Origin of the sequence: Microbacterium aquimaris, assembly GCF_039531285.1 — a bacterium.
In the GTDB taxonomy this organism is placed as follows: domain Bacteria; phylum Actinomycetota; class Actinomycetes; order Actinomycetales; family Microbacteriaceae; genus Microbacterium; species Microbacterium aquimaris.
Genome location: NZ_BAAAPT010000001.1, coordinates 484,421 through 498,457 on the forward strand (window position 1 = coordinate 484,421; position 14,037 = coordinate 498,457).

The window sequence follows — 14,037 nt, forward strand, 5'->3', positions numbered from 1 at the left end:
TTCACTCCTCCTCCACGACGACCAGGCAGTGCCCGTCGTCGAATGACACGGTGAAGCGAACGTATCCGTCCTCGAGGGTGAAGGGGATCGCGGTCCCGTCGAGCGTGTGGACCGCGCGCGGTACGCCGCCCTCGGCACGCACCCGCACCTCGACATCACGCGCGGGTACGGGGTCGACCACCGTCTCGATGTCGGCGAGCGCCCGACGGGACGGAAGGTAGCTGAGCAGATGCACGATCGATGCTCCGTCGCGCCGGAACAGGGTCCCCTCCAGGTGGGCGGCACCGCGCAGGCTCAGCGTCGGACGGGGATAGACGGTCTCGAGCGTCGCGAGGGCAAGCTCGCCGATCTCCGGGACGCCGGTGGCCCCGTAGGTCTCGAACAACCCGAACGCAGCCGCGGCGACACGGCCACGGGAGACCACCGCCGGATACGCGGTGGCCGACCCGGCGGGGGTGTACTCATGGCCGCTGAAGCGGTCGACTGTGCGGTCGAAGTACGGTTCCGTGACGGTCGCCAGGACGGTGGCGTCGTCCGCGCTGCGAACCCGTCGCACGGTACCGGGAAGGACGAAGTCGAAGTCCGGCAGCCCGGTGGCGGCCGGGACGGGGCGTACGAACTCGCGCGCGAACCCGAGGGCATCCGTCGAGAACAGTCCGGTGAGCTCGCCGAGCGGGCCGAGCTCGTCGGGCAGGCCGGAGAGCACGAGCGCTCCGCCGGACTCGACGTGGAGTGTCAGGGACCGGACGACCCCGTCGTCGATACCGACCCCTGACAGCACGATCACCGCCCCGTAGCCGGCGAGGTCGTCGCCGGGGCCGATGAAGTCGAAGTCGATTCCGCGAGAGGTGAGCAACCGGAGTGCGGCGAGCTCGCCCGCGCCGGGGGCATCGGCGTGGATGACGTCCTCGCCCGCCGCGATCGGTGCGCGCATGACCGCGACCTCGGCCACACGCGTCGCGCCGACCGCGGCATCCTGCACCTTCTGCACGTGCCCGAAGGTGTCGGCCAGACGCGCGGTGACCGCCTCGTGCGAACGTCCCGTCGGCGGCAGGGAGTCACCGATGCAGATGCCCAGCCCGAGCGAGACCATCTGCAGGGACTCGTACTGCAGCGCCGCGGCCGGGTGAAGGCTCGCGCTGTCGCCCCAACTGCCGAAGAACCGTCCGGTCATCCCGATCGCACGGGGCTGGATCGGGATGACGCTACGGGCGACCGAGGGTGCGTACGCGTACCCCCATCCACCGGTGGGCAACGCCTCGATCTCGTCGTGCGTGCTGTAGCCGAGTTCGTCGGCGAGGCGCAGCCGTGGCCGCGAGTTGAAGAAGATGCTGCGGGGAACACCGTCGTGGCCTTCGCCGGCGACCATGTCGCGCAGTCGTCCCATGTAGTCGTGCGAGACCGCGGCGGCCGCGTCGAGCCGACCGACCGCGGAGTCTGGGTCGAACCCTGCGGCGATCGCGGCGGCGCGAGCCGTGGCGCTGAAAGACGTCTGATCGAAGCAGATGTCATAGAAGAAGCCGTCGGCGTCGGGGAAGTGCTCCAGCACGTCGGTGACCTGCTCGGCGAGGTAAGACCGGTAGCCGCTGGTCATGTCGAGGACATGCCACCCGGGGACGCCGTGGGAGTCGACACGCACCGGGCCGCCCTCGTCATCGACGCAGACCCAATCGGGGCGGGTCGTGGCGGCGTGCTCGTCGAAGAGCACGCTGATGTAGATGGGGGTGCGGATACCCAGAGGTCGGAGCGCTTCGATCTGCGATCGGAGCAGGTCGACCCCACCCAGTCCGGGGTGACGCTCGGCCCGATCGGTGTCGTAGTACAGCTGACCGTGATGGCACTTGGCGAAGAGGGTCACCGAGTCGACGCCGAGTCGGGAGAATCGATCCGCGAATTCCTGCGGATCGAAGTCCTGCGCGATCGGGGTGATCAGCGGAGAGGTGTGGAAGTCGAGGTGCACCGACCGTCGCGGAAGGTAGGGCTGGACCGATGTCTCCGGCGCGTCATCACGCATGTACTGCTCCTCTATCCGCTCCCCGTACGGGAGCGTTCTCAGAATAAACATGGGATGAATCCATGTCAAAACATAGGACCAATAGCGACCCCGGGCAGGTCGACGAACGGATCGCCGATCCGTCGACGTGCCGCGTCGAGTCGCTCGCGGAGCGCGGCGACGGTATCGGCCCGGCCGGGCTCGTCGATGATGTTCCGCATCTCCCACGGGTCGGCGACGACGTCGAAGAGCTGATCGTCCGCGGGATCCCGATACGTGATGAGTTTCTGCGATCCAACGCGTATCGAGCGTTGATCGGAGCCGTAGGCGGTGAAGATCTCGCGATCTTGCTCGTCTCCGGCCAGCGCGGGAGCCAGCGACTCGAACCGGAGATGGTCCGGCGGGTGCGATCCGACGAGATCGCAGATCGTCGCGTAGATGCCACCCGAGTACACGGGCTGATCGCGGCGCTCCCCCGTGGGCACACCCGGGCCGACGATCACGAGCGGGACCCGGGTGCTGTGATCGTAGAGGCTCTGCTTGCCCATGAGCCCGTGCTCGCCGAGCGCGAGTCCGTGATCACCGGAGAACACGACCACGGCCGGGCGACCGGTCTGCGCGGCGCGCCGATCGACCGCCTCGAGCACACGGCCGATCTCACGGTCGACGTGCGTGAGCATCGCGAAGTACTCGCGACGGTGGAGTCGCACCGCCTCCGGCGTGCGCGGGTGGGGCGCGAGCAACTCGTCGCGGATGTCGAGGACACCGTTGTCGAACGGATGCTCGGGCAGCGCGTTGGGTGGCACGTCGATCTCCTCGATGGGATAGAGATCGAGGAATTCCTGCGGCGCCTGCTTCGGATCGTGCGGCGCGTGGTACGCGAGGTGCAGGAAACTTGGCCGGTCGCCGGGCGCGCGGCCGAGGAAGTCCACCGCCGCGTCGGTCCACCGCTCGGAGGAGTGCTGCACCGACCCATCGGGCAGGGTCAGCCAATGCCCCCCTCGCGACATGTCCGCCGGGTCCCACGTGTCATCCGGGCGTGGCCGACGGTAGGCGTCGCCCTCGCCGTCGACCGAGCCGAACATCCCCCCGCCCCACGGACCGATCTCGCCGTAATCCTCGTCGAGGGCTTCGGGCGGATTGTGCCACTTGCCGGTGAAGAACGTCTCGTAGCCGGCTTCGCCGAGGGCGCGTCCGAGACGCGTGACCTCGGCGAAGCGCGTCTCCGACTCGAACAGGGTGAGACCGGTCAGCAACATGCGCCGCGCCGGCACGCACACCGCCGGCTCGGTCGATCCCTGATTGAACGCGTGGGTGAAGGTCACACCACGCTCACGGAGACGATCGAGGTTCGGTGTGCGCACCGCGGCGGACCGCAATGACCAGTGCGTCATGTCGTCCATGAATATCAGGACGACATCCGGCCGAATCGTCACCGGAAGACGCCCCCCAGGGCGATCCCCTTGGTGATGTGGCGATGCAGGAAGAGGTACACGATGATGATCGGCAGCGACGCCAGCGCGAGGCCGGCGAAGATCGGTCCCAACGTCGTGAAGAACATTCCCCGGAATCCGAGCAACCCGACCGGGACCGTCTGCGAGTCCGCGGCCTGCAGGAGCACGATACCCAGCTGCGCCTCGCCCCACATGAACACCAACGCCAGCAGGCCGACGCCGACCATCGGCCCGATGGACAGCGGCACGACGATACGCCAGAAAGACGCCCAGCGTCCGAGCCCGTCGATCGCGGCGGCCTCGGTGAGCTCGGCCGGGAAGTCCACGAAGAACGAGTGGAGCACCAGGATCGTCGTCGGCAGCGAGAGCACACCGTACGTGACGCCCAGCGCGACGGGGTTGCTCACCAGCTGCAACATGTCGAAGATCTGGAAGTAGGGCACCACCAGCAGGATCAGCGGGATGATCGTGCCGATCAGGAAGAGCTGGAGGAAGATCTTGCGGAGTCTCTCCGGCAGCAGCGTGGAGAAGTACGCCGCCGGCAGTCCGGCGCCGAGGTTCACGATCAGACCCGCGACGGCCACGATGAGCGTGTTCGTGAAGTAGACCCCCAGGCCGGCGCCGCCGGCGGGGCCGTTCCACGCCACCGCGAAGTTCTCGAGGGTGAAGTCCCCGCCGAATCCGAGCGGATAGGCGAAGATGTCCTTCTGGTCGCGGAAGGCCAGAAGGGTGATGAACACGAACGGGATGAGCGCGATCGTGGTCCAGGCCACCAGTGGGATCTGTGCGGCGACAGCTTGAATCTTCTTCATGATCACTTCTGCTTCGACTGGCTGAATCGCATCGCGATGAAACCCACGATGATGAGGAGGATGCCCGAGAGCACGGCCACGGCGGTCGCCGAGCCGTAGTCGCCGTCCACGAAGGCTTCGCGGTAGACGAGAACCGGGAGGGTCGTCGTGGCCGAACCGGGTCCGCCCTTCGTCATGCCCCAAACGAGGGTGAAGTTGTTGAAGGCCCACACCAGCTGGAGGATCGTCACGACCACGAGCACGGGTCGGATGAGCGGAAGCGTCATCGTGAAGAACTGCCGCACGCGCCCGGCGCCGTCGATGCGGGCCGCCTCGTACACCGACGTCGGGACTGTCTCCATCGCACCGAGGATGAGCAGGAAGGCGAATCCGACGCCGACCCAGACGTCGACGAAGATGATTGGCCAGATCGCGGTGGCGGGGTCGGCGAGGAACGCGGTGCGGTCGCTGAGACCGAAGAGGCCGAGCACCGCGTTGAAAGTCCCGACGCCCGGCTGGAACGCCGTGGACCAGTACACCGCCACGGCCGCCGACGGGGCGACGGCGGGGATGAACCATACGATTCGGTAGAACTTCGACCCGCGGACCCCCTGGCTCACGGCGGCCGCCAGCAGCGTGGCGATTCCTACGCGCCCGAGTGCCGATCCGAGCGCGAAGACGACGGTGACCCCGAGCGACTGGTACAGCGCGGATCCGGTCAGGACCTCGATGTAGTTGTCCCACCCGTCGAAGGTGATCTCACCGATGCCGCCCCAGTCGGAGAAGCTCATGCGCACAGCCTGAGCGGTGGGTACGGCGTAGAACGCCACCATCAGCACGATCGCGGGCAGGATCATGAGCCACACGATCCGCGGCGTGCGATCGCGTCGGCGACGCCCGTTCAGTGCGGTCGGATCGAGAGGGGGGAGGTTCCGGTCGGCGGAGGACCGGGAGGAGGGGGCTGTCTTCTGGGGGGACGTAGTCGTCATTTCACACCACCTGTGGTCGGGGGTGAGGCTGAGAGCCCCACCCCCGACGATCGGGATTACTGGGCGTGGATCTCGTCGAGTCGAGCCTGCTGGCCTTCGGCGACCTCGAGCGCGCTCATCTGACCCGAGAGCATTGCGCCGACATCGGTACCGAGGGGCTGCTGGGCGAACGCGCCGGGCGTCGCCGAGCCCCATCCGATGGGTGCGCCGTACGCGTTCGCGTCCTCGACGAGTTCGCTGACGACGCCGGTGATGCCGGGCAGCTCCTCGATGTCGAGCGAGTTGACCGACGGCAGGGCGAATCCGGAATTCGCGACCGCATCCGCCTGCATCTCGTTCGACATCCAGAACTCCAGGAAGAGCTTCGCCTCGTCGGGGTGGGCGGCGCCGGCCGGGATGGCCATCGCCTCACCCAGGTACGTCATCAGCTGCGCGGGACGCTCGTCATCACCGGCGGGGAGCAGGAACCAGTCGTACTCGAAGCCGGCACCGTTGTCGTCGACGGACCCGGCGGTGAAGTTGCCGCCGAGCAGCATCGCGGCCTGCCCCTGGAAGAACAGCGCCTGGGCGGTGTCGTAGTCCTGCCCGAGGTAGCCGTCCTGGTAGACACCGGCGTCCGCCCACGTCTGGAGGCGCTCGAGGGTGTCGACGAAGGGCGGGTCGGTGTACGAGACCGTCGGCTCGACATCGACGTTCCAGGAGGTCAGGTAGTTCGTGATCTCCTCCGGGGTCGCGTAGCTCTGCAGGAGCTGGCTGACCTGCCACACCCACTGGAACGCATCGGCACCGCCGACGGCCAGCGGGTCGTAGCCTGCGTCACGGACCGCGTCGGTCAGGGCGAACAGGTCCGCATCGCTCGCGAGGCGGTTGTCCGCGGGTGCGCTCAGGCCCAGCTCGTCGAAGATGTCGACGTTGTAGTAGACGATGCTGTAGTTGATGCCGGCGATACCGACCAGGTAGGGGGTGTCACCGTACTGCAGCGCAGTGGCCGTCTCCGAGTCGTAGCGGTCGTAGAGGTCGGCGGCCTCCCACACGTCGGTGAGGTCGAGGAGTTCGTCGTTCTCGACGGTCTCGAGGTAAACCGGCGAATTGCCGGCGACGAGGGCGATGTCCGGCGGGTTGTTGCCGGCGATGATCTGCGTGTTCGTCGACGAACGCGTCTCTTGGTCGATGGTCGACAACTCGACCTTGATGTTGGGGTACTCCTCCTCGAAGGCGGGGACGAGCGTACCCATCATCGCCTCCCAGTTCGCCTGCTGCTGCACGACGATCGTGACGGTGTCTCCGTCGTCGCCGCCCGAGGATGAGCAGCCGGAGACGACGAGCGCCGAGGCGCCGGCAAGGGCGGCGATGGCGAGGGCGCGGCGACTGCGCCGCGGGGAGAATGCCAGGGACATCATTGGTCCTTTCCTAGGTGGGGGGCCCGGTCATCTCTGACCGGCATGCGGTTGCCGTACGAACCGACGTGTCGGGTGTCTGTCCGAGCGAGAATCGCTAGCTGACACTAAACATGGGATCAATAGCGCGTGTCAAGCGTGAGAGCGCACCCAAGAGTTGGATTGTGTGCGCATTTGATGGGATGTTACGTGTTTGTTACACGAATCATGGCCGGCACGATCACGTCCGCGGGCGGCGCGGGGTCCATGTGATTGCGGACGTAGGCGTAGGCGATGCCGGTGCCCGGATCGGCGAGGGTCATCTGCCCGCCCGCCCCGCCGTGGCCGAACGACGACGGCGACAGCCCCGGGAAGGTCTCGCTCACGAGATTGACCCCGGCACCCCATCGCGGGTGCGGCGGTTCGGTGGCGAAGACGAAGGGCCCCTCGGAGCGGACTCGCGTGAGATCGACGACGGTCGAGGGTGCGAGCAACCTGCGCCCGCGCGTCTCCACGATCGCCGACGACCAGATGCGTGCCAGCCCGGAGGCCGTTCCGATCCCGCCCGCCGAGGGGAGCCCGGTAGCCAGGAGGTCTCGATCGTTGAACCCGTCTCCGCCGGCGACCAGCGCCCGGGGCATGACGCCGCCCAGCGTCGCCCCCCGTGTGATCCAGGGGTCCTCCGCCCGGGCCTCCGATGCCTCGACCCACGCGTCACCGGTGGTGATGTGGGCGACCTCGTCGAGCACGCGCGCATCCGGCGCGAAAGTGACGTCGGCGGCGAGCGGCGACGCGACGCGTTCGGCGAACACCTCCGCGAAGGGTCGGCCCGATGCCCGACGGACGATCGCGTCCACGATCGGCCCCATCGACAGCGTGTGGTAAGCGTGCGCGTCACCGGGTGACCACAGCGGCTCCTGCGCCGCGATCCGCCGTGCCCACTCCCGCAGATCCAGGAGCGTGCGCCGGTCGACATTCTCGCGCGGCGCGGAGACCCCGGCGCGGTGGGCGAGCACGTCGCCGATGGTGACCGCGCTTTTACCGTGCGCGGCGAAGTCCGGCCAGACCTCCGCCACCGGCTGGTCGAAAGCCAACAGCCCATCCTCGACGAGCGCGCCGACGACCAGGGCCGCCAGTCCCTTGCTCACCGAGAAGACGACGGCGGGGGTGTCCTCCCGCCAGGGTCGACCGCTGCGGGCATCCGCCGTGCCGACCCGGACGTCGACGACTTCTCGCCCGTCGCTCCACACCGACAGCGCCGCGCCGGACTCCCGCGGGTCGGGGACGGTCGCCCGGAAGGCATCGACGACGCCGCCCCAGCCGTCCTCGGCGTGCCCGCTCACCACCGAAGCACTCATCGGGCCGGCTCGGGCACGACGTCGACGGCAAAACCGGAGTCCGCACCTCGGACGATGTCGGCGAGGACGGCGTGGGCCTGGGCGGCGAGGTCGGGACGGGCATCCCACAGGTCGGTGGTCTCGGCCGGATCGTTCTCGAGGTCGTAGATGCGACCGACGGGCGCGGCGGCACCGTAGACGGTCCCGTCGTCGTCGGCTCCGATCGAGGAGAACCCTCCTCCCGACTCCGTGCAGAAGACCACCTTGAACCCGTCGATGCGCAGCGCGAAGGCGCCACCCATCGAGTGGTGCACGACCGGCAGGCCGCGCGGGGTGGGTCCGGGCTCGGCGAGACGGGAAAGGATGTCGACGGCATCCTCGGCCGCCCCGGGTGCGACCTGCACACCCGCGGCCGCCAGCAGTGTGGGGTAGAGATCCGACAGGCAGACGAGGTCGTCGCGCACCTGGCCGCCGGGGATGGCTGCCGGCCAGCGCACCAGGAGCGGCTCGCGATGACCACCGTCCCAGATGTCCCCCTTCTGCCCGCGGAACGGACCGTTCGGGCGGTGGGTGTCGGTGTCGCCGTCTTCGGGGTACACCATGGGTGCACCGTTGTCGCTGGTGATCACCACGACGGTGTCGTCGGCGAGGCCCAGCTCATGCAACGTGTCGTCGATCTGCCCCACCATCCAGTCCACCAGGCAAACGGCATCACCGCGCAGGCCCGCGTCCGACATGCCATGGAACTGCGCCGGCGGCACGCACGGACGGTGCGGGGCCGCGGCGGACAGGAACAGGAAGAACGGCTCCTCCTCCGGCGCGCGTTCACGCATCCAGCCGATGGCCTCCTCCGTGAACCGGATGTCGGCCTGATCATCCCGCCAGCCCTCCGTCATCAACCCGGGATTGATCCCGCGCTGATAGACCGGCCGCTCGAGCGTCGGCTCCCCGACGATCCGATCCTGCGACACGAACGCCGACGGCGGCATGTTCAGCGAACCGGCGATCCCGAAGAACCGATCGAAGCCGAGCTCGCACGGGCCGCCCGTGAACGGCTCGGAGTAGTCGATCTCATCCGCGGGGTACTGCGTCGGCCTGTCGAGAAGGTCGGCTTCCGCCTCCGGGCCGAACGCGGTCAGCCGCGTGCCGTCCTTGCGCTTCCAATCGAGTCCGATGTGCCATTTGCCGAACAGCCCGGTCGCGTAGCCCTCGGCCTTGAGCTGGGATGCGATCGTGGGTCGGTCGGGCTCGATGATCGCGGGGGCGTGACTGTGGAGCACGTGCTGCTTGAGCGGGCTGCGCCACGCGTACCGACCCGTGACGATCGAGTACCGGCTCGGCGTGCACACGGCGGAGGAGGAATGCGCGTCGTCGAAGCGCACACCGTCGCGGGCGACGGCGTCCATGCGCGGCGTGGGGATGGCGGTGGCGCCGTAGCACCCGAGATCCCCCCAGCCCATGTCGTCGGCGAGGATGAGAACGATGTTGGGACGGGTGCGTCCTCGCACCTCGGTGTGAGAGTCCATGAAGGCCATGATAGACATGGGATGTATATCACCGCGAAGCCGCACAACGACGCGAGCACACCGGTAGGGCCGCACCGAAGATAGGACTTCTGATCATGGCTGATCTGACCGTCGACGCCCAAGCGCCCGGCGAGCGCTTCTCGCACCATTGGAACCTCGTCGTCGGGGCGGGGCGTGCGAACGAGGGCCTCCGGGCCGATTGGCAGCGCCAACTCCGCGAGGTCGCCGAGGTGCAGGGCTTCCGATACGTGCGCTTCCACGGACTGTTCCACGACGACATGTTCGTGTACCGCGAAGACGGAGAGGGTCGTCTCGATCCCTCGTTCCAGTACATCGACACCCTGTTCGATGCGATGCTCGACGCCGGGGTGCGCCCCTTCGTCGAATTCGGCTTCATGCCCTCACAGTTGGCGACGGCGACGAAGACGGCGTTCTGGTGGGGCGCGAACTGCAGTCCGCCCACGGACTTCGACGTCTGGGAGCGGCTCATCCGACTCACCGTCGAGCACTGGCGTGACCGGTACGGGATCGACGAGATCCGGCGCTGGTACTTCGAGGTGTGGAACGAGCCGAACCTGCGCCCGTTCTTCCACGGCACCAAGAGCGAGTACATCGAGCTGTACCGACGGACGGCACGTGCCGTGAAATCCGTTGACGGCGCACTGCCCGTCGGCGGACCCGCAACGAGCAACTTCGTCCCCGATACCCGCTTCGACGGTGAGACCGAGGACACTTCCGCCCAGATCGACACCCGCGAGGCACCCGACCTTGACGCACTGGACTGGAAGCCGGTGTGGCTGGAGGAGTTCCTCGGGATCGCCGCCTCAGAAGGACTCCCCCTGGACTTCGTGTCGACCCACCCCTACCCCACCGACTGGGCGCTGGACGAACACGGCCAGGGTGCGCGCCTGACGCGCGGGGTCGACGCGACCCCGGCAGATCTGCGGCTGCTGCGATCCCTCGTCGACGGCAGCGCCTTCCCGGATGCCGAGATCCACCTCACCGAGTGGTCGTCCTCGTCGAGTTCCCGGGACCGGACGCACGACTACCCGCAAGCCGCCACCTACGTCGTCAAGGCGAACCTCGACTCGATCGGCCTCGTGGACTCGCTGTCGTACTGGACCTTCACCGACATCTTCGAGGAGGAGGGCGGCGGGCAGTTGCCGTTCCACGGCGGCTTCGGCATGCTGTCGTATCACGGCATCCCCAAGCCCACGTATCACGGCTACCGTTTCCTGGCGGCTCTGGGCGACGACCTCCTGACGCGTTCATCGGTCGGGGCCATCACGCGTGACAGCACCGACGGAACGATCTCGGCGGTGGTCTACAACTATCCCGACGAGGTGACCCAGACCGTTCCGGCGTCGTTCGACACGCGTGAGAACGCCGAACGGACGTTGGCGACGGGATCGGCGCGGACGACGACGCTGCACGTCACGGGTGTGCGCCCCGGTACGCGCTTCCGCGTGGAGCTTCTCTCGCCCCACTCGGGAAACGCGATCGCACGCTGGGATGACCTGGGCTCGCCCCTGAACCCCACTCGCGAACAGATCGCGGCGATCCGCGAATCGGCGAACGATCTGCGGAGGTGGGAACTCGAGGCCGGACCCGACGGGCTGGATGCGGTCATCGACCTGCCCGCGTGGGGCGTCGCGCTGGTCACGCAACTCCGCTGACCCGACAGCGACGGGCAGGCCTCGACGGACGGTCAGCGCACGACGGGATCCGCCGCCCCCAGGAGACCGAGCTCGTGGCGGCGCGGCGCGCCTTCCCAGTCTCCCTCGGCGAGACACGCGAAGGCCCCGGTGCGCACGGCCAGACCCAGGCGGTCCTTCAGTGACTCCCCCGCCAGCTGGGCCGCGAGAAAGCCCGCCACGAACGCATCGCCGGCACCGACGGTGTCGACCGGGCGGATGGACACCGCCGGAACCTGCTCGGTCGTCGTCCCTTCGACGGCGAGCGCCCCGCGCGCACCGAGCTTGAGGACGGCCGTGGCAGGACCGGCGTCCGCCAGTGCCCGCGCGAGGTCGAGGTCGGAACGATCCCCCTCGACGATCAGACGCGCCTCGTCGTCGCCGGCGAACACGATGTCGACGAAGGGGAGGATCTCGGCGTAGAAGCTGCGGGCGTCGTCGGCGGACCACAGTCTCGCGCGGTGATTGAGGTCGAACGAGACCGGCGTGCCGGCCGCCTTCGCCAGCCTCGCCGCAGCGAGCACGGCGCCCCTCGCAGAGTCCGAGAGCGCGGCGGTGATCCCGGTGAGGTGCACGAGTGCGGCGTCGCGCAGCAGGATCGGGTCCACATCCTCCGCCGAGAGCTTCGAGGCCGCGCTTCCTGCACGGTGATAGATCACTTCGACGACCTCGGGGGTGCGCCTCACCTTGAGCATGAGCGCCGTCGGCGCGTGCGCGTCCCGGGCTGCGACGGTCGAGACCCCCTCCGCGTGGAGCTCGCGGAGGATGAGGTCTCCGCCGCTGTCGGCACCGAGCCTGCTCACCCATGTGGTCTGGATGCCGAGACGGCTCAGCCCGATGGCCACGTTCGACTCGGCACCTCCGAATCCGAGGTGAAGCGCGCTCGCATGCGCGAGAGGACCGACCCGGTCGGTGGACAAGCGGAGGAGACTCTCTCCGACCGTGACCACGCCCCGATCGCTCATCGGGTACGCCACTTCTCGACGAGATCGACGGCTCGCCGCGTCCGCTGCGCCAGCTCGCGCGCCGATCCACCGGTGAGCGCGTCGCCCAGCAGCGGCCCGCCCACACTCACGGCGACCGCTCCCGCCTCGAGCCAAGGCACGATGTCGTCGATCCCGATACCCCCGGACGGCATCACCCGCAGGTCGGGGAACGGGCCGCGAAGATGCGCGGCGTAGGAGGCCCCGAGCGTCGACGCGGGGAAGACCTTCACCGCCGTCGCCCCGGCACTCCACGCGGTGTGGATCTCCGTCGGACTGAAAGCGCCGGCGAAGATCGGGACGTCGGCCGCGACGCACCGCGCGATGACCGCCTCGTCGACGACGGGGGTCACGACGAAACCGGCCCCCGCGTCCACGGCCGCGGCCGCGGCCGCGACGGAGGTGACCGTTCCGACCCCGATCTCAGCGCGGTGCCCGACAAGGTCCCGCAACCTCGGAAGCGAGGCGATCGCACCCGGGGTGCTCAAGGTGATCTCGATGCTGCGGACGCCCCCGTCGACGAGTGCCTCGACCACGGGAGCGTAGGCGTCGGCGTGAGATGCGCGCAGAACCGCGACCAGCGGCATCTGTTCGAGGTGGGCAGAACATGCCGAGCGGGCGGCGGGAGTGCCGACGGTCATCGAGAACCTCCGGTGGGGACGTCGGCTCGAGACGTCGCGGTCGAGTGGGGCGGTCGGGTGGACTCGCGCACGACGATCTCCGGGCGCAACAGCACCGAACGTCCCGCCCCGTCGGAGCGGGCACCCGCCTGCACCGCCTCCCCGACCGCCAGGCGCGCCATCTCGCCGATCGGCTGACGGACACTGGTCAGCGGCGGGTCGTACAACTCCGCGAGGATGATGCCGTCGAAGCCGATGACCGAGACGTCCTCGCCGACGACCAGGCCCATGTCGCGGGCGCCGCGGCAGAAGCCGAGGGCGGTCATGTCGTTCACCGCGACGATCGCGGTGGGTCGGTCGGCGTCGGGGGCGAGCAATGCGTGTGCCGCCGCGCGGCCCACCTGCGCCGCCTCGACGTCGCCGAACTGCTCGGCGCCGAAACCGGTCCAGCTGGGCATGTCCGTCACCGACATACCCGCGGCCTCGATCGCGTCGCAGTACCCGCGGTACCGTGCGGCTCGGTTCACGGACCGGATCGACCCGGAGACGAAAGCGATCTTGTCGTGGCCGAGCCCCAACAGGTGGCTGGTGGCGATCTGGCCACCGACGTTGTTGTCGATGCTGATGCTGATGACCGATGCGGGATCGTTCGGCTGGGCCGGTCGATCGAAGGTGACCAGGCGCAGACCGTCCTCGATCACATCTGCGACATGGTCGAGCGAGGGCAACGACGTGCACAGGATGATGCTGCGGATCCCGTCCTCCCAGAGCTCTTCCACGTAGCGACGTTCGCGGGCCGCGTCGCGCTCCGAATTGCACAGCAGGACATTGCAGCCCAACTCCAGCGCCGCCACTTCGACCTCGCGTGCGAAAGCCCCCCAGAACGGGTTGCCGACCGACGGGACGACCAGCCCCAACGTCTGGGTACGCCCGCTGCGCAGTTGTCGTGCGGCGCGATTGGGCCGATACCCCAGATCGGCGATCGCGCGCTCGATGCGTTCCCGGGTCGCCGGCACCATCTTGCCGGTTCGCCCGTTCAACAGGTTCGAGACCGAGCTCGCCGACACGCCCGCGGCGGCGGCGACCTCCTGGATCGTGACCCTGTCACCCACGGCGGCTCCTTCGGCTCGGTGTCGCCCCAGTGTATCGATTTAGCGATTCCGCGCAAGGCACACTTCCCGCGACGACTGTGCGGCGTACCGATTCGCCAGAAATTCCTCGCTCGCCCCTCTTGCGCTTCCGATGTTGTTAGTGCATCGTTGCACCAGATCAGT

The 14,037-nt window shown here is 68.5% G+C and carries 11 protein-coding genes; 1 reads left to right on the forward strand and 10 read right to left on the reverse strand.

Annotated elements, in window-relative coordinates; translation table 11 throughout:
- Window position 1: 1 nt before the first annotated feature.
- The 7 genes from ABD204_RS02350 to ABD204_RS02380 form a co-directional block, all read right to left on the reverse strand.
- Complete coding sequence (locus tag ABD204_RS02350) at window positions 2–2,014, reverse strand: alpha-amylase family protein (RefSeq protein WP_194423101.1); 2,013 nt, start codon at window positions 2,012–2,014, stop codon at window positions 2–4.
- A 65-nt stretch (window positions 2,015–2,079) separates the two neighbouring features.
- Complete coding sequence (locus ABD204_RS02355) at window positions 2,080–3,429, reverse strand: sulfatase-like hydrolase/transferase (RefSeq protein ID WP_322597479.1); 1,350 nt, start codon at window positions 3,427–3,429, stop codon at window positions 2,080–2,082.
- Window positions 3,426–4,259, reverse strand: coding sequence for a carbohydrate ABC transporter permease (locus ABD204_RS02360; protein ID WP_194423103.1), 834 nt, complete (start codon window positions 4,257–4,259; stop codon window positions 3,426–3,428). Before ABD204_RS02360 ends, ABD204_RS02355 begins: the two co-directional genes overlap by 4 nt.
- Window positions 4,260–4,261: 2 nt before the next feature.
- Complete coding sequence (locus tag ABD204_RS02365) at window positions 4,262–5,095, reverse strand: carbohydrate ABC transporter permease (RefSeq protein ID WP_206697123.1); 834 nt, start codon at window positions 5,093–5,095, stop codon at window positions 4,262–4,264.
- Window positions 5,096–5,283: 188 nt separating this feature from the next.
- On the reverse strand, window positions 5,284–6,624 hold the full coding sequence (locus ABD204_RS02370; protein ID WP_194423104.1) for an ABC transporter substrate-binding protein: 1,341 nt from the start codon (window positions 6,622–6,624) through the stop codon (window positions 5,284–5,286).
- A gap of 185 nt (window positions 6,625–6,809) precedes the next feature.
- Entirely contained in the window at window positions 6,810–7,961 is a 1,152-nt protein-coding gene (locus tag ABD204_RS02375; protein WP_194423105.1) for a serine hydrolase domain-containing protein, read from the reverse strand.
- Entirely contained in the window at window positions 7,958–9,466 is a 1,509-nt protein-coding gene (locus ABD204_RS02380; protein ID WP_194423106.1) for a sulfatase family protein, read from the reverse strand. Before ABD204_RS02380 ends, ABD204_RS02375 begins: the two co-directional genes overlap by 4 nt.
- A 95-nt stretch (window positions 9,467–9,561) precedes the next feature.
- Between ABD204_RS02380 and ABD204_RS02385 the strand changes: the two genes are divergently transcribed.
- Window positions 9,562–11,142 carry a GH39 family glycosyl hydrolase gene (locus ABD204_RS02385; protein WP_194423107.1) on the forward strand — a complete coding sequence of 527 codons (1,581 nt, stop codon included), beginning with the start codon at window positions 9,562–9,564 and terminating at the stop codon, window positions 11,140–11,142.
- Between the two features lie 32 nt (window positions 11,143–11,174).
- Here ABD204_RS02385 and ABD204_RS02390 read toward each other — a convergent pair whose 3' ends face one another.
- The 3 genes from ABD204_RS02390 to ABD204_RS02400 are packed head-to-tail and all read right to left on the reverse strand — an operon-like array spanning window position 11,175 to window position 13,875.
- On the reverse strand, window positions 11,175–12,125 hold the full coding sequence (locus ABD204_RS02390) for a sugar kinase (RefSeq protein WP_194423108.1): 951 nt from the start codon (window positions 12,123–12,125) through the stop codon (window positions 11,175–11,177).
- A complete protein-coding gene (locus ABD204_RS02395; RefSeq protein WP_241747758.1) occupies window positions 12,122–12,784 on the reverse strand; it encodes a bifunctional 4-hydroxy-2-oxoglutarate aldolase/2-dehydro-3-deoxy-phosphogluconate aldolase in 663 nt (220 codons plus the stop codon). Before ABD204_RS02395 ends, ABD204_RS02390 begins: the two co-directional genes overlap by 4 nt.
- A complete protein-coding gene (locus tag ABD204_RS02400; RefSeq protein WP_322597480.1) occupies window positions 12,781–13,875 on the reverse strand; it encodes a LacI family DNA-binding transcriptional regulator in 1,095 nt (364 codons plus the stop codon). Before ABD204_RS02400 ends, ABD204_RS02395 begins: the two co-directional genes overlap by 4 nt.
- Between the last annotated feature and the right edge of the window lie 162 nt (window positions 13,876–14,037).